This is a genomic window from Massilia timonae (assembly GCF_001866515.1).
In the GTDB taxonomy this organism is placed as follows: Bacteria; Pseudomonadota; Gammaproteobacteria; order Burkholderiales; family Burkholderiaceae_D; genus Telluria; species Telluria timonae.
Window position 1 is genome coordinate 4,759,287 of record NZ_JRYB01000001.1, and the last position, 19,587, is coordinate 4,778,873.

At 59.6% G+C, this 19,587-nt stretch carries 15 protein-coding genes; 2 read left to right on the top strand and 13 right to left on the bottom strand.

Annotated elements, in window-relative coordinates:
- Positions 1–10 precede the first annotated feature (10 nt).
- The gene (locus LO55_RS20210) at positions 11–757 is read left to right on the top strand and encodes a hypothetical protein (RefSeq protein WP_071362860.1); all 747 of its coding nucleotides are present in this window, start codon (positions 11–13) and stop codon (positions 755–757) included.
- A 3-nt stretch (positions 758–760) separates the two neighbouring features.
- Here the strand turns inward: LO55_RS20210 and LO55_RS25985 are convergent, their stop codons facing one another.
- The 8 genes from LO55_RS25985 to LO55_RS20240 form a co-directional block, all read right to left on the bottom strand.
- The gene (locus LO55_RS25985; RefSeq protein WP_083415608.1) at positions 761–1,246 is read right to left on the bottom strand and encodes a Mov34/MPN/PAD-1 family protein; all 486 of its coding nucleotides are present in this window, start codon (positions 1,244–1,246) and stop codon (positions 761–763) included.
- Positions 1,243–2,904, bottom strand: a complete 1,662-nt coding sequence (locus LO55_RS25990) for a HesA/MoeB/ThiF family protein (protein ID WP_218145989.1) — start codon at positions 2,902–2,904, stop codon at positions 1,243–1,245. Before LO55_RS25990 ends, LO55_RS25985 begins: the two co-directional genes overlap by 4 nt.
- A 12-nt stretch (positions 2,905–2,916) precedes the next feature.
- The gene (locus LO55_RS20220; protein ID WP_218145990.1) at positions 2,917–4,164 is read right to left on the bottom strand and encodes a nucleotidyltransferase domain-containing protein; all 1,248 of its coding nucleotides are present in this window, start codon (positions 4,162–4,164) and stop codon (positions 2,917–2,919) included.
- Between the two features lie 12 nt (positions 4,165–4,176).
- A complete protein-coding gene (locus LO55_RS26475) occupies positions 4,177–5,814 on the bottom strand; it encodes an SAVED domain-containing protein (protein WP_143054572.1) in 1,638 nt (545 codons plus the stop codon).
- A 461-nt stretch (positions 5,815–6,275) separates the two neighbouring features.
- Positions 6,276–6,545 carry a PAAR domain-containing protein gene (locus LO55_RS25995; protein ID WP_083415457.1) on the bottom strand — a complete coding sequence of 90 codons (270 nt, stop codon included), beginning with the start codon at positions 6,543–6,545 and terminating at the stop codon, positions 6,276–6,278.
- Positions 6,546–8,369 (bottom strand): type VI lipase adapter Tla3 domain-containing protein, encoded by a 1,824-nt coding sequence (locus LO55_RS20230; RefSeq protein ID WP_071362862.1) that lies wholly within the window; start codon positions 8,367–8,369, stop codon positions 6,546–6,548.
- Entirely contained in the window at positions 8,366–10,633 is a 2,268-nt protein-coding gene (locus tag LO55_RS20235) for a T6SS effector phospholipase Tle3 domain-containing protein (protein WP_071362863.1), read from the bottom strand. The genes LO55_RS20230 and LO55_RS20235 overlap by 4 nt, the downstream gene beginning before the upstream one ends.
- A 15-nt stretch (positions 10,634–10,648) precedes the next feature.
- Positions 10,649–13,486, bottom strand: coding sequence for a type VI secretion system Vgr family protein (locus LO55_RS20240; protein ID WP_071362864.1), 2,838 nt, complete (start codon positions 13,484–13,486; stop codon positions 10,649–10,651).
- A gap of 602 nt (positions 13,487–14,088) precedes the next feature.
- Between LO55_RS20240 and LO55_RS20245 the strand changes: the two genes are divergently transcribed.
- The gene (locus LO55_RS20245; protein WP_083415459.1) at positions 14,089–14,622 is read left to right on the top strand and encodes a hypothetical protein; all 534 of its coding nucleotides are present in this window, start codon (positions 14,089–14,091) and stop codon (positions 14,620–14,622) included.
- A gap of 104 nt (positions 14,623–14,726) precedes the next feature.
- Here the strand turns inward: LO55_RS20245 and LO55_RS20250 are convergent, their stop codons facing one another.
- The 5 genes from LO55_RS20250 to LO55_RS20270 form a co-directional block, all read right to left on the bottom strand.
- On the bottom strand, positions 14,727–14,912 hold the full coding sequence (locus tag LO55_RS20250; RefSeq protein WP_071362865.1) for a hypothetical protein: 186 nt from the start codon (positions 14,910–14,912) through the stop codon (positions 14,727–14,729).
- On the bottom strand, positions 14,909–17,329 hold the full coding sequence (locus LO55_RS20255; protein WP_370659614.1) for a heavy metal translocating P-type ATPase: 2,421 nt from the start codon (positions 17,327–17,329) through the stop codon (positions 14,909–14,911). Before LO55_RS20255 ends, LO55_RS20250 begins: the two co-directional genes overlap by 4 nt.
- 71 nt (positions 17,330–17,400) lie before the next feature.
- The gene (gene fdx, locus LO55_RS20260) at positions 17,401–17,739 is read right to left on the bottom strand and encodes an ISC system 2Fe-2S type ferredoxin (RefSeq protein WP_071362866.1); all 339 of its coding nucleotides are present in this window, start codon (positions 17,737–17,739) and stop codon (positions 17,401–17,403) included.
- Positions 17,740–18,076: 337 nt separating this feature from the next.
- A complete protein-coding gene (locus tag LO55_RS20265) occupies positions 18,077–18,799 on the bottom strand; it encodes a DUF305 domain-containing protein (RefSeq protein ID WP_071362867.1) in 723 nt (240 codons plus the stop codon).
- Positions 18,800–18,828: 29 nt separating this feature from the next.
- A complete protein-coding gene (locus LO55_RS20270) occupies positions 18,829–19,497 on the bottom strand; it encodes a PEP-CTERM sorting domain-containing protein (RefSeq protein WP_071362868.1) in 669 nt (222 codons plus the stop codon).
- Positions 19,498–19,587: the final 90 nt, after the last annotated feature.

A 19,587-nucleotide genomic window follows, 5' to 3' on the forward strand; every position in this document is an offset into this window, starting at 1 on the left:
ACTGCTGAATATGAGTGAAGCAAAGTCCGCATACCTCCTTAACGTCGTGGAGGTCGACCGCGACAAGCGTGTTCGTTGCCAGGCCGAGGGATGTGGGCACTCGGTCTACGCCCGCATTCACATCTTGCTGGTCGATGGACAGTTCCAGGTATTGGGCGGCAACTGTTTCCAGCGCTTGTATGGCCGGGGCTTGCAAGATGCAAAGTCGTACTACGGCGGTTCCGCGGGCTCGCCAACCCAGCTGGATGACGACATGAGACTGCTGCTTGCAACGAACACCGCAGAGTTCGTCGAGCGGTTGGAAACCTGGAGGCTCGAACTCGAGGCGTTAACGGAAACCAGGCGAGCTCTGGTCCAGAACAACGCCGATCGTCCTGCAATGCATGAGGAGGTTACGCCTGCGGCCGCCGGAGGCGAAGGCACCTCTCCTGGCCAACGGAGGCCACTAAGCACGGCTGGATTGCATCCATCGCGCTTCGTGTACGTTTTCGATGGTCCATCGGCGGCCGCGTACGAAGGCCGAGCAGTGCTTCGGTGGCAGTGGATCAAGGACAAAGCAACCATTGCTTCGCGTCTGGCCACATACAAGGCGAACCCAGTTCCAGGCACAAACCAGGACTTCGTAGTCAGGTGCTATAAGCAATTTGAGCACAAGACGCCGTACCTGTTCGCTCTCGCCGTAGAGCAGGTTCATTTTATGCCGAAGAAAAACACTCTGCGGGCGCTTGACGAGTTAGGGCTGATCGAACACGTCTAACATTCAGGCCTCGCGCAATCTGATCCAGTTCGAGTGATTGTTCGTCCGCGCCAACCACACGGCAAGGTTGAACGGTTGGCCCTTGTTTCCAAGAATGACAAGCAGGAAGCCGGTCATTTGCCCATCGAATTCGTTCAGGAAGTCTTGTGCCGTCGCTCGGTCTTGTCCCGAGGGCGCGGGATTTGCCTCTGGATGGGTATGCCATAGTCCTACGGCGTGACGCTGCTCCAGAAAATGCCGATGCCTGTCATCCGTCGCCTGTCTTGCATCAGGTACGAATGCGTGCCTTCGCCGCAAATCGCTAGTGTAAGGCCCAGTAGCATGCGAGATGATTACGGCCGTGTCTTGTGGTGTCGGACTGAACAGTTGTCCCCCTGCTTCACGCTGGAACCAGCGCGTTTGGGCATGCTCGTACATGTGCGCAAGCACAGGCGCGTCGAACAAGACATAACCATGATTATCCGGAAGATAAAACAGTCGGCTGCTCATGACCATCGTCTCTCAATTAGCACGCCATCTTGTTCTGCTGCAGACTGCGCCCAATCACGGAGCTTCAGGCCTGGAAGTTGTGCGTCGAGGAACCGCTGTCCTCGTACCCAACTACGCACGTAGGAGCTCGATACATCGCCGTCGATTAGCTGCAGTGCTGCCTCTGCAACAAGAGCAATGCCATAGTTGGCTTGCACCGGCGTATAGCTCTGGAACTGGCTGCTGCACCCGGGCTCATTATGTATGACGGTATCGGGCCAGTCGACGGCCTGATACCCCATCAGGCGATCTGGCAGGCCATTGAGCCAGTAGTCAGTGTCCTTCAGCACGCATGCGTGTGCAGCAGCGACGTACGGCTCGAACCAACCGATCAGAAGATGGCGAGGATGGGCTAGTCTCGCGGACTCAAGGGCTGACCTCACTTCTGGCTCGCCGGTAAAGTCCAGGACCACAGTGACTTCAGCGAGTGTGGAACGTTGAAGCCATGCTTCCGCAGACTCGCTCGTACCACTCAACTGGCACGATGGGACTGAGCGGCCGACGTGCGCGGCCACACTTTTGGCCTTTGGGTAGCCCAACATGTCGGCGCCAAGCAGATGTCGGCCGATATTGGGAGAGGAAAGGTAGTCCGGATCAACTATCGTGATTTTTCCCACTCCACTGCGAGCGAGCAGGTCGATAACGGCGCTGCCAAGAGAACCAGCCCCGAGGACAAGAACGTGGGATTGCTGACGATCTAATACTTGTGGATGTTGCGCACGTCCGCAAGTCCAGGAGGGATCCATCCGCTCCACCCCCAACGGCAGAAGTCGGAGTGTAGGATAGGCACGCTTCGTTTTGTGCTTGACAACACGCGTTGGCGGCCCGCCAGGTAGCAGAAACGCATATGTGCATGTTGGAGCCCTTAAAAGGACGACACGGTGCAAGGTGCGGCGCTTAGCTATCTGTTCGAACTGGCGATACTGGGCCGCGGTCAGTCGGCCCTCCAGCAACAGACTGACGTCAGCGAGAGTTGTGGGCCATGTCGCCGGCGTATACGGGTAGTCGATCGGCACGTCCGCAACCACGGCGTTCGACACTTCAGTCGCACGCGGCCCGAGCGATGCGACGAAACGTGAGGCCAGCGCTTCGTCGTCGTTCACAATGAGCGCGCGCGAAGGTTGCACGAGCCGTGCAGTAAGCACGCGCGGCTCACTATGGCGCACTGCAAAGGTGTAAACCCGCTTTATTGCATCGACTTCCGACGCCGCCCGGCTGACGTTTATTGACCAATAATTTGCTGTTTCCCTCTCAAAATCTCCGTCGAGCCGACCGGACAGCCAAGGGAGAAGAAATTCCTGCTCAAAAAGATACAACATCGCGCCCACTCGCTCTTCCATAGAGGCGCCGCTAGCGGGACCGGCATCGCCCGAAAAGCACAAGTCTGCAGCGGAATCGATGTGAGGAACGCGTAAGACGGCGTCTTTCGAAAGCTGTATGCGCGCTCGCGCCTCAGGAAAATTTGCGGGCAATACTAACCATGCGCCTGCGAAAGCACGCTCGGCCGGCATCGCAGGGAGCGCGAGTGCGAATTTACGCTCGCTGCGTGTGCCCGCCGTCCTCGTCTCCGCCAGCAGAAGCGGATGGCTTTTCAAAAAATGATCGAAGGGACTGGTCACGTGCAACTCAACTTAGGCGAGCCCCCGACCTGGGCGAACCGGTTGAACCTGTCGAGGCTGTGCGGGCGCAAGCCCGGTGAATATTCCCTGGGTTGCAGCATTTGGCAAGGACGCCCCTTCGCACCCAAAGGTCTTCTGGACACGCTTGCGGACCTCTGCTGGTTCGGATGCCCCGAGAATGTATGTCAAGTCTGTGACCAGCAATCTGCACCAGCTCTTGAATGCCTGTGCACGTTGCCCTTCATCGGTATTCCAGCGCTCGGCGAAGTTCTCCCCATGAACTGTCGGGTTGGCGATGACATACTGACCGTTATGGCATTCGACCATCGCAGGCAGCAGCACCGCAAGGTCGGCGAGAAGCTCGACTGGGTGGTTGTAGAGGCGATGCTGGTCGGCGAGGCCGGCGTAACACTGCGTCAGGAGCGTCACGATGATGACCGAGATAGGTTTGAATTCCGCTGTTATATGCCCGCGGCGAACAGCCATGCAACGGTGACGTTTGAACAGACGGATCGCTACACGCAAGGTATCCGACAGCGGCACCTCCTGGGACGGGACAGGCCGGATGTCGGCGCGCTGCGCCGTGGCCTCTGCCTTTTGGAGAGGCTGAATGAGAAGCTGACGTCGTGCCTGTTCGTTCACCCATGCCGCGAAGCCGGCCGGATTCGAGGTTTTCCACTTTCCAGAAGGTCGATCAACTACTGCCAACGCGGTCGCTTCGTAGCCGGTTTCGGGCCGGTACTGAATATCACCACGCTGGCCAAGGGGTATCTTTGCTAGGGGCGCCGACGGAGTAAAGTCGATGTAATATCCCTTGTTCGGGAAGTTGATACGCCAGCACCGGCTCTTCTCTTGCGGCTCATGGCCTTCGAGCGCAGCTCCAACGTCTTCAAAGAACTGCATTGGGTCCTGTGCCTCTACCCGCGACAGGTCAACTTCGCAAACCGCGTCCACGTCAAATCGCTCTGCTGTCGGAGCCCGTACCAAGGTCTTTGTGTTCGTGGATCCTTGAGGCGCGATTGTGATAGCATCCGCTGGCCAGCGCAGGCGCTCAACAAGGAGCTCCCCCAGATCTTCGTAACTCCTTGCCGCTTCCTCCACCAGAGCCGGATCGACGGTGATGTGCTTGTTCACGACATCGAGCTCCCTTGCCCAGACATCGAACACATCTGTACCGTACTGGCGGAATGCCTTCTCGAGCGAATCGCTGCGGGACTGTGATGCCGACTCGACGAGCAGGCTAAACTTAGTTGTGGACATTGAGTTCTCCTATTAGCGCAACTGGATGCTGGTAGTTCGACCATTTCCGGGCGCCACACCATCGGTGGCCTGTTGGCCATCGATGATCAGCGCCGGCATGAACGATGCGGCGTGATGCGGGCGGTCATGGATGATGTATTTGCAGTGATGTCCGGGCTGTAGAAGCTGGCCGAAGCGAAAGAGCGTACTGGCCGGAGCTATCGGAATCAGGTGTACTTTTGCAGCGCGCATGCTGTCCTGGATGACAGCAATCGCTTGACGGGCAATCGCCGTAAACTGCTCGAGATCGTCAGGATGGCCAATGCACGCGTTATTCGGAGCTGTGGCACGCAACCGGATCCAGGGAACGGTGTTCTGGCGCACCGCCTCCTGCAGATGCGAAGGAAGCGCCTGCTCATCCAGCGAAGCCGTCAACTCAATCGAGAGCAATGCTTCCGTCGAGCCGACTCGGCTCTCCCCCTCCAGATAGAATTCGCCTGCTGGCTTGGGCCTTGCAGCGCTATCCCAACACCAGGTACCACGATGACGGTGATACTGGAACACCTCGACCTTTCTGGCCTCGCCGACCATCCGGCCTGTCAGCAACAGCAGGGGCATTGAGTGCAGCGGGAAGACCGACAGTACCTCGGCATAATCTTCCTGCTCCCGGTGAGCGATAAGTTCTCGCATGAATGCGTCCAGTTCCAGGGCATGCTCATGCAGTAAATGCCGCCAGAAATCCGGCTGAGTGCGATCATCTCGCTGCGTGCGCCTTAATGGATAACGGACCGACGGCAGGGAAGCAAGACTACGTTCCAACATGGCTTGGCGAATGTCTCGTTCCGAAGCCTGTGACCACACGCCCGCGACATTGGCGAGTATCGCCATCGCCTTCGAGCGCGGGTACGTCAGGCAATCAAGAGATCGCCGGACCATATCCACGTGTTCCCGGCGCATCTCACGTAGCAGTGGAACCGAAAATCCATCTGGATCGATCCGGTCGATCAGGCGATGGTGCCCATCGCACATGAGCATGACGTTTTCCGGGTCGTCCGATAAACGGTACGAATCGGTATTGCAGCCACGCGGCCCATCTGGATCAGCTGCGACAATATGGGCCAAATACCCGACAGCGGCAGATGCTGTCGTCAATGATGTCCTGCCGAGGTCCATCCCGCATCCACGGAACATGCATCGTCCGGCAGCATCGTGCCAGACCCGTCGGCTGCCGGGGGCAGAAAGAGGCTTACCTCGCCCAATGTCGAACATTGCTGCCCGTGCCTTCAGCCAGTGCTTGATGTCCGCCTCGTCTGCACTGATTGCTGCCTGACTCCAGCCAGCCTCAGGCTTGATTGCGTCTCGCAGGATGGGTTCGGACAGTTCCAGTCGACGCAAACGCCCTGCACGTGCAATAAGTCGAAGTGTCTTCTTGGAGTCCCCCTCTGGGTCTGCTGAATACAGCTCGTCGGGCTCGCCGTCGCTATAAAACGCACACCGGTGCTTCGCATACACCATCGTAACAACGTGCTGTTCCCTATGGCTGCGCTTCAGCCATTCATTTACATCACTGTCACTAAGCATTCTGGCCGTCACACTCGACGGACGACTTAGTTCGGCGGCAACAACCGTGTTCGTAAAATTGTTCTGGAAAGAGGGAGTTGCTAACCTCATCAATTTCTCCAACGCATTTAGCGGACGTGTGATGCTTAACAAGAACCTTATGAATGCTTACGCGACGCGTAGTTTCGCCTTGCCATTTTGAAATTAGCAAACCGCTACGCAGGAAGGACTCAGTACGCGGAAGTGCCATATCTAGTGTCATAGGGCGCAATGGTACTAGATGTAGTACGTATTGATTATACGCTACTTTAACTTAATTTCTACCGGGAACAAAGAAAAACTGTATGGTTGTACAGTTAAAGACCTGACGTAGTGCTTCCTCTCGTTCCGCCTTGCGACTGGCGGGCGGCGACGGCGCGGTGGGTGTGGACGGAGAACGGCCGGGAAAGGCTGCATCCATCCAGAAAATGATGCGAGCCCTGCGTTGGTCTGCAATGAAAGGCCGCGGGTTTTGCGGAGGTCAGTTGGCGACCGCGAGACTTATCGTCCCTACGCTCCTTCTCGTGCGGACTCTATCTCGCAGTACTGAAGAACCTGGAACTTGAAATGAGCTTCGCACCACAGCTAAGCCTGTCGCCGTCGAAGGCGAGCTGCTTGCCGTTGATGAGGTGATGAGGCGATCCAGTCACAATCGTACATTCGCTGTGTCCAGGGATCGGGCAACTGCAGGCGTCTCCGACGCACGCCACCGGTACGCCGCCGATCTTGAAGTGGGTGGCACTGCTGCTGACTACCTTACCGCCGTGTGAGGTGGCATCGCCTAACCGGATAACGTTCCGCATTCATTGTTCTCCCTGTTTCGTGGCTGGTGCTTCGTTCTTACCCAAGACTTCGCCGACCGTTGGCGATCTGTAGTTCTCGGGATCGATCGCTGGCTTGACCTGATGCTTGAACACGTTCCAGTGTTTCTGCGCCTTGCGCCGCTCCTCGGTTGGCGGGCTGATGAAGACAATGCTGGCCCCGGTCGGGTCACGCAAGTTGATGGCGGCCGACGGTCCACCTTCGATGTAACTGCCCATGACGCCGATCGCCATCTGCATGAAGAAGCTTGCCGCCCCGGTGTTCCCTAGCCTCCTGTCCGTGTTGATGAACTGGGCAGTCTTGCCAGTGTCGATTTCCGGTCCGCCCTGCGCCGCGTATTGATGCAGTACGCCTTCCATCGCCACCAGGTGGTCGACGATGTTGTCAAAGGCTGCGATGATCCTAGCCGGTCCTTTGGTGCGTTCGGTGTCCGACAGGGTTTGCAAAGCCTTGTGCCAGCCGATTTCCAGCAGCTTCTGGCGCGCGTCGCGCCGGCTTACCGGCTTGCCCTGCTCGTCCTCGAACTTGACGAAGACCGGCCGGTGGATGAATCCAAGCGACGGCAAATTGTCGAACGCCTTCATCTGTTCGTGGTTCCACGGAAGCGGAAACCACGGCGTTGGCTTCCAGTCCTTCGGGGGATGGTTGGCCCAGCGCTTGAATGCGTCGACGAGCGGACTGCCGTCCTTTTTGTCGAAGACCGGGCGCGTGGCGAAGGCGGCTGCTGCTTGCAACCATTCCACCACCGAAGGTTGACGATCACTGCTGAATCTCTCGGTATGGGCCGTCCTCTCGGGCTTAGGGACGTCCTGCATAAGTTTGAAGTACATACGTCGCAGGTTCTCCTGCAGGTAGTCGTTGTCCGGGTCGTCCCACACGTAGGGCCGCAGCGGCTCGACCCGCTCGCGCCGGGCCAGCACGAACACGGCGGTCGCGTCCGGCCGCTCTGGAATGTAGTAGCCATCCGTCACGAGCGTAGGCGTGCCGGGGCGGCGATTGCTGTCGCGTGTGGCCATGTCGTCATTGGACAACAGCACCAGGTAGGGCAGATCGGGGTACTTGTCGAAGAACGCGAACGCCTGCTCCAGCAGCTGGTCCGGACGCTCGCTGAGCTGCCAGGGTCCGGTGACGAAGAGGTGCCAAGCCATGCCAGTGCCTTCGGCGCCGGCGGCCAGTCCCGCTACCGGCTGGATATCGCTGGGTTGATGGGCGGGGTTTTCGGTCGGAATACCGGCATACATGCTCGGCACGCCCCAGAACATCGGAGACGGTTCGACACCGTTCTCCAGTGCGTCCAATGCCCGGCTTCCCGAATCGCCAATCTTGTCATTTCCTGCCCACTCATACTTCTTTGGATCTGTCTCGCGTATGCTGCTGTGCGGACTCCCTCGTTGAAGCGCATCCCACAACTTGCCCTGCCGGTACTTCTCGTAGGTGACGCCCAAGCCCAGCACCTCGAGCACGTATTCGCGGCGAGTCTTCTCGGTGCGCGCGGCAGCTTCCTGGTCCTTGAGCTGCTGCGTCTTTAGCCTCCACTCCTGCTCGCGGGCATTCGCGGCGAACGAATCCTTGACCCATTTGCCTCCGAACAGGACCACGATCAGCAGCAAAGGCACGCCGAACCAGCGTATTCTGTCCATCGTCGTCTCCACCTCAACATTAGCAACCTCCGGATGCAGCACGAAGTATTCAAACGCGACCCACAGCACGAACAGGAGTGGAAACGCCACCACTGCGCCCAAGACGTATTTCCAGGCTGTCGGTCGCCGAAATTCCCCTGGGTCTGCGAGCGCGTCGCTGTTCATGATTTTTCCTTCGGCGGAGTCGCCTGGCTCACGCGCTTGCCCGTGGTCGTTTCCGAGACCACGATCTCCCACAACCTGCCCGTCAGGACCGGCAGACATTTCGGAAGCGTGCCGTCGCTGTAGTAGTCGACGTTGCCCTCGATGATCTGCCGGCGCCAGTCGGGTTCGCATTCGAAGTAGTCGCTGAAGAGCTCCAGAAACTTCGGCCACATGAGAATGCCCTTGCGGAATAGGCCCCACGGGGCCGGCTTTTTCAACCGCCAGTCAGCCACGGCGCACAGGTAAGCGTGGAACTTCGGATGACTGGACGCCTTGCCACTGCCGATTGCGACGTCATACGCGGTCACATTGCGGTGGTTCGCCGGGCTGTCGTAAATCGCGCTATGGAATGACTTCTCACCCAGCTCGTGCTGCCAACGCTTGCGCGCGGCATTGGGACTTTCCATCACATATGCCACCACCGTGCCGTCGGTCCTGCGGCTGGCACTGAGAATCGTGTAGCTGTTATCGGGACTAGCGTCGTTTGGATGCTTCGCTTCGTTGTAGACTGCTTGCATCCGTTGACACTCCAGCTTCGATAACCTTCCAGGCTTGGTATCAACGCATGCAGCGGCCACCGGGGGAGAAAGCTCTTCCAGTTTGGTATCCATGCCACCGGCCGCGGTAACCGCGATGGCTGCAGTTATCGGATCGACTTCCTCGCTCGGTCCCCTCTTGTTCAACGGAGCCTGGGCCAGACGCGAGCTGGCCGGAATCATGTCCGGTGCGATCTGGTTGCCCCGCAGGTCGGCCTTGTACGGTGGATGCAGCGGCTCGCCGTTAATCCGGCGGATACCCCACCTCTGCGCCTCGGGTTTGTCTGTCTGGTTGATTGGCCACGTGGCCACCGGGAGCTTTTCGCGCAAACTGCGCGCGCTCGCGGCGACGTGTGCATGGCCGTCTTCGTCCTTGATGCATAGCGCAAAATCGTGGGGTGGCTGTCCTATCAGTACCGGAACGGTTTTCCCGGTGCGTGGATCAAGCCGATGCTTCGCAGTAAACACCCTTTGAAAGAAGCCGGTCCCGAGTTCGTCCATAGGTTTGCGGGTCACGATTGTGTGCCGGGGCTGATAGCCGGCCTTGCTCACCGCATAGCCGGAATGGACCAGCGGCTTCAATGAGACGGTGTGGAGATAGTCGGGCACCCCCTGCCAGCCGATGCCGCGCATGTTATCCAGGGCGACAGTCATGTCTTCCGGGCAGAAGTAGAGGTATACCTTTCCGCGGTTGTCTCGGTCCCCTTCGGGTTGCCAGCAACTGGCAACCATGCCAGCGTTGTCACTCTCGTTGATCTTGAAAAAGGCTCGAGCGCCTGCCTTGGACTTCGCCACGCCGGTCACGATGTTCACCAGCGTCTGCAGCCTTGCGTGCATGCTCTGGCGACCATCGAGCAGCTCATAGTCGGCCTCAGTCATCGCCGCATCCTTACCGCCACGGAAGAAGGTCAAGCCCTTCATCATGAGGCTCATTTCCTCTTCCAGACTGTAGGGCGGGTGGGTCAGGATCAAGGTGTCGGCCGTACGTTCACCTCGCTCCATCAGAAGAGCTTGCGCGAGAAGGCTCAGCAGGCAGCCTTGACTGTGTGCAACGATACTGACCGTGTCCTTCGGCTCGAACTTGCGGATCATGCTAATCAGGGCTGCAAGGCGCATTGCTGCCATTACCATGTACATGCGCCCTGGGCCGGTCTTGATTGGCCTGAGCGCATCGCCTACCGGGTCGCCGGCGGCGTAGACGCCGCGGTTCCACATATCTGGCAAGGTCGAGGTCGCGTTGCCGAATGGGCCGCCTCCCTTGGATAGGTCCTTGTCGAGACGGGTACCGTAACGGTCAGTCTTCTGGCCGTGGACAGTCCTTGTCTCGAGGCGAAGTTCCCTGTAGCCCCAGTAAAACGGGATCACAGGGCTATCGGTGTCCGGTGTCGGTTTGCGCTTGAAAAACACGTCGTCGGGGTCCTGCTCCAGTTTCTCCTTATCCGTCTTGGTTGGGAGCCGGTATTCGGCGGGCCTGAAGTAGCGGAATAGTCGGTCTTGCAGTCCGGCGCAGAGGCCCTCCTCCGCCGCGCTGTAGCCCATGCCGACATCGTTGACCCCGTGAACGAGGATGATATTGCCGGGCAGTTCACGCGGCACTTCAATCACTTTATCCCTGACGCGGCTGCACTGGAGAACGGCACTCTCGCGTTTGGCGACATACTCGATCTTCGGATAGGGCTTCTCCGCCATGTCTCCTCCTGGAGGCTACTTGTCGCCACCGCCACGCAGCAAACCGATGTCGGCCAGGTGCATCGCTTCACGCGCAATCAGTTCGGACTTACCATCGGCGCCGCTACGCGCCTTCATACTCGACCCATCGCTCAGCGATATATCCATGCTCGCGTCCCGGACGATTCCGCCCATAACCGGCTCGCCGTTTTCCGTCCGGCTTGAAGGCGGGTAGCGCAGCTCGAACTTCTGGTCCGCTCCTTCGCTGTTGAAGGTCGGACGCAAAGGCGTCATCGTTTCCGGTCCATCGTAGAGGTAGTCGGGTGCATGGAACTGGATGGGATGCTTGCTGCCGATGACAAACACACCCTCACCCATCCGGATGAAGGAGCCGTCGCCCACCACCAGGTGCAGTGCCTTCGCCGAGACGGTGACCACGCCGTCGCTGGCGGTCAGCTGCATGTTCTTGCCCGAGTCGATACTGGCGTCATCGTGCTGGCTCTGGAGGACTAGCTTGCCGTTATGGGCGATTGCGTTCAGCCCGCCGTGCTGTGCGAAGATCGACACCCCCTTGCCGGCATTGACGGTGAAGCGCTGTCCAGCTGCAAGCTGCAGGTGCTGCTGCGCGACCGTGTCGATGTTCCTAGCCGAGTAGCTGACGATGGCTTTGGAGCTGGCAAAGCCGATGCCGGCCGGCGACGTCACGCCGATCACCGGCTCCCGTGGCGCAGTCGCGTTCGGCGCGGTGTTGCTGCCATCTTCCCAGTTCTTGAATCGTGCCAGCAGTTCGTCCTGTTCCTTGGCGTCAGCCTGCACGCCATTGTGTTCGGCCGCATAGTTCCCGAGAGACGCGAAGAGCTCGCCACACTCGCGCATCATGCCGAGGAACTCGCCCCGTTCCAATTGGCCGCCCTTGGAGGTGGCGGCACCCAAGAGCTTCCACGCGCTCAGGAAGATCCCACGCGCAGCGTGCAAGGCGATCGCTTCACTGGTGCGCAGCTCGGCACCCTCGCCTCTCGGTGCGGCCTGGCCGTCCTGCCGCAACTCGGTGAGGAAGCCGAGATTCAGCTCGGTCGTCGCATGGTCGCTCGCGAGTTGGGCGCTGATCTCTCGTGGCGTGTCGTCGAACCGTAACTGGTTCCCGCGGTGGCCGTGCACTTCGCGGCTGCGCAGGCCCGATTGATACCTCGTGGCAGGCAGTGCCGCTTCGTGTCGAAACGCTGGGGGAGGCGCAACGGCGTTGTAGAGCTGGCCAACGATGATGGGTTTGTCCGGGTCGCCCCCTGCCCAGTCGACCAGCACCTCGGTACCGACCGGCGGCAGCAATCGGGCGCCGCATTGCGTGCCGCTACCGGGACCGTTGCCGGCCCAGTTCGAGGCCACACGGACCCACGCCGAGTCTCGATCGGAGCCGGAAGCGCCGGCGCCATTCGCATGGACATGATCCTGCGCCCGTGCTGCTGGAAAGCGCACCTTCACCCGACCAATATCGTCGCACCACACGTCCTCGCCGGGTGGGCCAACCACGATCGCGGTTTGAATTTGGGGGCGCCTCAGGACGCGACGCGGCGGAACGATGCGCACACCGCGCCGGACGCAGGAAAAGCGCGTCTTGTAGCCGGCTTGCTCCAGGCTGCCGCCTGCTTGAATGCCGTCGTCGTCCTGCTTCCAGCCATTCCGGTTGAACAGGCGCTCGACTCGGGCGCTGATGTCGACCGGCAGGTTGTTGTGAGCCACTATTCGCTGCTCGGTGATGACGAATTCCCGTTCCTCCTGCGGATGCAGGTCAATCTCCGGATGCCCCACGAGACTGAACCACTCACCGACAGCCAGGTCACGCACACCCCCTTCGCCGTGAAAGGACTTCGAGACGTACTCGAAGCGCGCCATCTGCACGTCGCCTAGCGCCGTCAGATCCAGCGCGGTGTCGCCCAGGTGTGGCGCCGCGACGTAGTACTCTTCCAGCCCTGCCGCCAACCGGTTGCCAAGCTCGCCCTGATTCGCCTGGGACTGGGATTGCGCGGTCGTGATTGGCGTTGCGGCGGGATTCTTGTAATCCGGGCTGTACACAGAGAATCTGCCGGGCTGCAGGTTGCGCTCGGCACTCCAGTCCGTGATGGCGTCACGCTCTTCGGTCGCGGCATCCCGGTGGAAGCGCACGCTCCCCGCTTCGTTCTGGTGAAGGCAAGCCGGGTCGTCGAAGAGCACCAGAGTGTGTCCGATTGCATTTCTTGACTGACTGCCGCCGCCCTCCCGATCGGGAAGCCCCGGACGGAAGAACCAGGCGATCCCGCGCCGCTGCATCAGGCGGCGAAGGAAAATTGCATCCGATTCGTTGTGCTGCATGGTGAATTCACGCTGCGGCAGCCTTCCGTTCAATAGGCGCGCATTGATTTCAAGGTCGAACGTGGCCGCAAGAAGCGGATTGTTGGAACGCCACTCCGTGATGAGGGTCTCGACGATGTCCAGTTCGCTCATGTTTCGGAATATTCGCGTATTCACGCGGTTTTCCATCACCGACAACGCGTCGCGCATGACCAGCTGATAGGTTGCCAGTCCACCGTCGCTCTGGCCAGACAAGGCGCCGGTAACGATGCCGCACAGCCGGCGCAATTGCCCTCTGTCCGTGACGATCTGCAGCTCCGCAGGCATCCCGATGAAATTCTTGAGGGCGAGGGTTGCGCTCTCGGCGACGCACAGGATCCGAAACTCGAAACCGCCACATATTGCTTCGTGACCGGTGATCTTCTGGGCTAGCAACTGTCCATCCGGCTTGTCCCCAGCATGGTCCAGCATCAGCCGGATTGGCCTGTTCTGTGTCGAAAGGAGATGCTGGGCCAGGTCGGCAATTCGCGCGGTGTCAAACTCTGCCATATGTTGTTTCCCTTTACGGGCTTCCCGCCCATTTACTGACGGGAAAGGGATTATGTTTATTCTTCTACTAAGGAAATACTGCCAACTTCGCTCTACGATTCGTAAACACGAAAGCAGGATTATTAGTGTGCCAATGTCCCTGTATGCTGTGGCGCCGCAAGTTGCACGAGACCCGCGGTCCCGCGTACTCCAAGGTATCGAGTGTCAGACCAGGCGGTCTCGACAGTCAGTACCGTCGAGCCATCGGAAGTCCAACCGGAGGACATTCAGAATCGACTTAACTAGCAGTAGTATCCGCTAAGCAACCTTACATACATTGCTCAAGAGCAGTTTGGGAGAGGAGTTAGGACAGACGGTGCTACTTACGAACAACACTGGATAGCGGAGGATGGCGAATCATTCGCAAGATGAAGCGATATACGGTTTTTAGCGCCGAACTTTCGGCCACAAACTAACCAATACTCACAACTCGCGACGTGCTGCAGAAGCAGTGGCCCTTTGCTCAGCTACCGTAAGAAATTAGTCTTTGCTACACTAGCAGTCAGCAATAGCGGGCTATTGGTCGAGCTGGTCGCTTTTTCATCTTGTAAGGAGGTTCTGGTTTGCGAGTACCCGACATCGAACTGACCGAGCGAGAAACCGATCTCCTGGACCAAATCAGGTTTCGCAATCCGTCGCATGATGAGCTCCGCGCATCCCTCATGCCAATGGCTGCCCTGACCGAGTCCTTATTGGAACGCGGAGCGATCCCAGAAGTGCGGCTTTTATACTTCACAGATCCCGCGCGCAATCCAGGAGGGCGCGGGAAATCCCGTCAGCAGGTTTTCGAGAATAACGGCACTTCAGGTACTGAAATCTATGCTCATGGGAATTTCTTGAAGTTTCTCGAATACTTCATTTATGGCCCTGCTCTTCCGCCGAATATCGTTGCGAAATTCAAGGAGGCCATGGCGTTCTCCGGGTATTTGACCTATGGGGACATCAACGACCTGGCTCCTGCTGCACGTGCCACTGTGCGATCAGCGCGGCTTAATCCTCACGAGGCCGCGGAAGAATTCCACAAATTAGCGCTTGAGTGCGGCGCAATGCCGTCTGGGGCCGAGAGTATCCGGAAGTCGGTCCTCGCCGTGCGCTAAGCGCCTAGCCTCCAGCGACCCGCCCCTACGACCGGACGAGTGGTCCTCGCGCGCCTGAGCACATTGTGACGCCGCCGTACTCGGACGATGAGCGAAATGGCGCCCTACCTGCTCTTGCCAGCCCTGCCAGGCTTTCTTCTGCCACGCGTATTGGCTTCTTTCGTCCGGCCTTTGCGACCGCGACGTCGCTGGACCTCGCCGTAAGCGATGAACCCGGCCGCGATGATGCCAAAGATGACCCCGACCAGTACCGTCAGATCCCGCATCTCGTCCGTAACAACCAGGTTCATGTGGTACTTCCCCTCAAGCGCAGTGCATTACCGATCACCGAGACCGAACTCAGGCTCATGGCCAGCGCGGCGATCATCGGCGATAGTAGCTGCCCGGTAAAGGGATAAAGCAGACCTGCGGCCAGCGGAATTCCCATGGCGTTGTAAACGAAGGCAAAGCCGAGATTCTGCCTCATGTTGCGCACAGTCTCCAGCGAAAGAAGTCGCGATCGCGCAATTGCACGCAAGTCGCCCTTGATGAGTGTGACGTGCGCCGAATTGATCGCGACGTCAGTACCGGTACCCATTGCAATCCCAACATCCGCTTTCGCCAGCGCCGGAGCATCGTTAATGCCATCGCCGGCCATCGCCACTACCTTGCCCTGTTGCTGCAGCCGTTCGACCAAGGCCAGTTTATCCTGCGGCTTGACCTCTCCATAGACGTCGGAAATCCCGAGCTTCGACGCGACCGCCTTCGCCGTGGTCACGCCATCTCCAGTCGCCATCACCACCGTCATGCCGGCATCGCGCAGCGTCGCCAGTGCTTCCGGCGTCGTCGCCTTGACTGGATCGGATACTGCGATCAGGCCGACAAGCTTTCCCTCAAGTGCCAGGTACATGACGCTTGCACCGACTTGGCGAAGCTCTTCCGCGGCCTTCTGTAGTGGCGTCCAGTCGACCTTTTCGGTGTCCATGAGCGCCGTATTGCCCAATGCTACCCGCTCGCCCTGCACTGTGCCGCGTACACCGATCCCACTGGACGATTCGAAGGTTTCAGGCTTGTGCAGCGGCAGATTCCGCCTACGCGCTTCCGCGACGATGGCGTGTGCCAGCGGATGCTCGCTCCCCTGGTCGATACTTGCCGCGATCCGTAGAACATCCTCTTCCTCGAACCCGGGCGCAGCGATCGCCCGGTCGAACGCAGGTTTCCCTTCCGTGAGCGTGCCGGTCTTGTCGACGATGATCGTATCGACCTTGCGCATCGCTTCGATCGCTGCGGCATCGCGGAACAGCACGCCCTGGGTGGCGGCGCGGCCTGTCGCGGCCATGATCGACATCGGCGTCGCCAGGCCCAATGCGCACGGGCAGGCGATGATCAGGACCGCAACGGCGTTCACGAAACCGTAGACCCAGCTGGGCTCTGGCCCGAACAGTCCCCAACCGATCAAGGTAAGCAGCGCGACAGCCACGACGACGGTGACGAAATAGCCGGCGACCACGTCGGCCAAGCGCTGCATGGGCGCCCGCGAACGTTGGGCCTGCGCGACCATCTGCACGATCTGGGACAGCATGGTCTGCGACCCCACCCGTTCGGAGCGAATGACGAGACTGCCGCTCGTATTGATGGTTGCGCCGATGACCTTGTCGCCGGGGCGCTTCGTCACCGGAAGCGGCTCGCCAGTGAGCATGGCTTCATCCACTGCGCTTTCGCCCTCCAGGACCACCCCGTCAACGGGCACCTTCTCGCCAGGCCTCACCCGCAACGAATCGCCGATATGGACGTGCGAAAGCTCGATGTCTTCTTCGGTGCCGTCGGCGCGAATCCGTCTGGCCGTTTTGGGTGCAAGGCCGAGCAAGGATTTGATCGCCGCCGACGTCTGCGAGCGTGCGCGTAGCTCGAGGATCTGACCGAGCAGGGTCAGCGAAACGATGACGGCGGCGGCCTCGTAATAGACGCCGATACGGCCGTGCATCGCGAAGTTCGACGGAAACAGGCCCGGGAACACGGTCGCCACCAGGCTGTAGCCATACGCCGCGGCGACCCCGATACTGATCAAGGTCCACATATTGGGGCTGCGATTCTTGAACGACTGCGCACCACGGACAAAGAAGGGCCACCCAGCCCACAGGACGACAGGCGTGCTGAGGACGAGTTCGATCCAGCTCTGGTAAGCAAGACCACCGCTAAAGATCCGGTGTCCTGCCATCGCCAGGATGGTGACGACGACCGTCAGCGGCAGCGTCCACCGGAAACGACGGCGGAAGTCGTCCAATTCCGGATTCTCTTCATCCTCCAGCGACGGCAGCATCGGCTCCAGGGACATTCCGCATATCGGACAATTGCCCGGGGTGGCTTGCTGGATTTCCGGATGCATCGGGCAGGTGTAGATCGTCCCTGGCGGCGCCTCGGGCATAGCCGCCGGGGCGCTTTTCTCCGCATAGCTGGTGGGACTGGCGCGAAACTTGTCCATGCACTTCACGCTGCAGAAGTGATAGAGGACTCCGTCGTGCTCGACGCGCCGATCCGGCCGGTCAGCAACGCTCATGCCGCATACGGGATCGGTATAGGGCTTATCGGACGCAGCAGTCGGATGATGCTGGGATGCGCCGGCCATGCCTCCGTCGGGGGCGGCGTCGACGGCGTGATGCCCGTGCGCGTGGTGGCATTCGTGGCCCTTCTGCTGGTGACCGGCGTGATCATGCACTTCATGTTTCATGGCAGCTCCAGTAAAAAACGATTGTCCTCGCGCAGCCCCGCTTGTCGCAAGCGGTGCGCGACCTGTGATGTCTATCCGTTTTCCTTGGCGTGATTCAGGGAATACCGCGGGATCTCGACCGTAAGATCCGTCTCCGCGACGATGGCCTGGCACGACAACCGGGACAAGTGCTCCACGCCCCAAGCCCGGTCAAGCATGTCTTCCTCATCCTCGCTCGCTTGGGCGAGGGACGAGAATCCCTTCTTTACGATGACGTGACACGTCGTGCAGGCACCAACCTTTCCGCATGCGTGCTCGATGTCGACGTCATTTTCCAGCAGCGCGTCGCAAATGCTGGTGCCGGGAGCGACCTCGATCGATGCGCCGGAAGGCGCGCACTCCGGATGCGGTAGTACGGTAATTCTAGGCATGCGCCAACTCCTTTCCGGCACCTGGACTGCGATACCGGCAGAACAGACAGCGTGGCGTCGCTGGCGTCTCGTCCGAATCGGAGAGCGCACTCTCTGCCTGCTTCGTACGCGCGAAGTCGTGCAAGGCTGTACTGGGCGTTGCGGCCATGCGCTCGTCTGAGCTGTGGGCCTCGCGGCGGGTGGACTCATACATAAATTGCCTCTGGAAAGTGGACTATTCCACTGTAAACCTTCCAATGATGGAAAGGTCAAGCGGAATTTCTGCTGAACGAAGGCGCAGGTAGCGGCATTCCTGCCAGGTTGAAGCGGCTTCGCAGCCGCTTCAACCCATCTCCGGTCAGAACTCGTTGTCCTTCCGCTTGTCACCTGTCATCGGTACAAAGCCGCAGTCCGAGTAGCGCTTACACAGCATCTCCCGCATGTCGTTGATGCCGTTCTTCTGGACGACCACGATGTTTTCGCAGTAGCGCCGCAACCCGTCATGGTTCAGGTCGCTCTTGACCGTGCAGTGCAGGCTCGGCGCAAGCGCACCCAGGTGATGGTTGCTGAAGGACCTCAGGAAGACCTGGTTGAACTGCGTCCCGGCCGGCGTCGCCTCGAGCATGGCAATCATGCGTCGGCCGTCCGCCGTGAGCTGTGGCTGATAATGGATGCCGTACCACTCCCTCAGGAATCGCTGGGCACGGCCGATCTCCTCGCGCTGCTCACGGTTTCCCATACGCGCCATGGACTTGATCTCGTCGTCGCTCGCCTTTGCCGGGGTCGCGTTGAAGCCTGGCGTCGGTGACGTCCCCTCCTGGGGGGCTACGACCTGCGCGTCACGGGTCAGGTCCGTACCGGCAGCCAGTTCGGTCATCCGCAGGGCGGAATAGTGGTGATTGATAATAAAGACGAGGTAATTCTTTTCAAACTGTGCGGTCGCTCCCCTGCCCGGTCCGTCGGCGTGGGCCACGCCGATGGCAGGCACGAGCAAGCTCAGGCCCAGTCCGAGATTGCGCACCAGCGCGCGGAGGTTGCGGACAACGGAAGAACGGTCGGAATGATTGGTTGCGGTGTTCATGTTGGCTCCTTTAGACACAATAGAACGATTCATTTAGCCGAGGCGAAGGCAAGCCCTCGCCGGCGCCGTACTGCGCAGGCGGCGATGCCTGCCCCCACTAGGAACATCGCGTATGCCGATGGTTCCGGCACAGCAAGGACAACATTGTTTGCGGTCGCCCAGTAGACATTTCCTTGCTCGCCAATGGTGCGCAGCGCTACCTCGGTCAAGGGGCGGGTCGACAGGAATCCGAGGAACGAGGTGGGTGCCGATCCATCCAGGGTGTAGCTTGCGATACTTGATCCGTCCATCGCCGTGAGCTCGATCGTTCGTCCGGGTACATAGCCGCCATAGGCATCGGTCGCGAAGAAGCTCCCGCCAAAGCCGAACACCCCGGGTGAAAACGCGTTGAAGCGCACGGCATCGGCGGCAAGCGTCGGCGCCAGATAGACGTCGCCTTCATTCATCGCTGGAAAGAAACCACCTTCTCCCGGTCCCGCACTGACCCGATACCCGTATGCACCCGCGGTACGTGAGAGCTCGGCATCCAGTTCAGAGGCTGGAAGGTCGTCGAAACGGTCGGTTCCGGACGCCGACACTGCCGACAGGAACATTGCCTCGTCGGTAAAAATAGTGATATCGGCACGTGCCGGGACCACGACAGACAATAGCAGAGCCGCCAGCAGAGCCGGCTTGGGCAATGCATTGTTGCTTTTCATGTTCTACCTCATTGCTCAGTTGTTCATGCGAACGCCACCGTGCCCGCGCAGAGAAACACGGACCTGCAGCTTCGAAGGAGAGATCAAATA

Excerpts from the sequence above, each read along its gene's own strand:
- LO55_RS20210 (WP_071362860.1), top strand. The coding sequence starts at position 11 with ATGAGTGAAGCAAAGTCCGCATACCTCCTTAACGTCGTGGAGGTCGAC.
- LO55_RS25985 (WP_083415608.1), bottom strand. The coding sequence starts at position 1,246 with ATGAGCAGCCGACTGTTTTATCTTCCGGATAATCATGGTTATGTCTTG.
- LO55_RS20220 (WP_218145990.1), bottom strand. The coding sequence starts at position 4,164 with ATGTCCACAACTAAGTTTAGCCTGCTCGTCGAGTCGGCATCACAGTCC.
- LO55_RS26475 (WP_143054572.1), bottom strand. The coding sequence starts at position 5,814 with ATGAGGTTAGCAACTCCCTCTTTCCAGAACAATTTTACGAACACGGTT.
- LO55_RS25995 (WP_083415457.1), bottom strand. The coding sequence starts at position 6,545 with ATGCGGAACGTTATCCGGTTAGGCGATGCCACCTCACACGGCGGTAAG.
- LO55_RS20230 (WP_071362862.1), bottom strand. The coding sequence starts at position 8,369 with ATGAACAGCGACGCGCTCGCAGACCCAGGGGAATTTCGGCGACCGACA.
- LO55_RS20235 (WP_071362863.1), bottom strand. The coding sequence starts at position 10,633 with ATGGCGGAGAAGCCCTATCCGAAGATCGAGTATGTCGCCAAACGCGAG.
- LO55_RS20240 (WP_071362864.1), bottom strand. The coding sequence starts at position 13,486 with ATGGCAGAGTTTGACACCGCGCGAATTGCCGACCTGGCCCAGCATCTC.
- LO55_RS20250 (WP_071362865.1), bottom strand. The coding sequence starts at position 14,912 with ATGAACCTGGTTGTTACGGACGAGATGCGGGATCTGACGGTACTGGTC.
- LO55_RS20255 (WP_370659614.1), bottom strand. The coding sequence starts at position 17,329 with ATGAAACATGAAGTGCATGATCACGCCGGTCACCAGCAGAAGGGCCAC.
- fdx (WP_071362866.1), bottom strand. The coding sequence starts at position 17,739 with ATGCCTAGAATTACCGTACTACCGCATCCGGAGTGCGCGCCTTCCGGC.
- LO55_RS20265 (WP_071362867.1), bottom strand. The coding sequence starts at position 18,799 with ATGAACACCGCAACCAATCATTCCGACCGTTCTTCCGTTGTCCGCAAC.
- LO55_RS20270 (WP_071362868.1), bottom strand. The coding sequence starts at position 19,497 with ATGAAAAGCAACAATGCATTGCCCAAGCCGGCTCTGCTGGCGGCTCTG.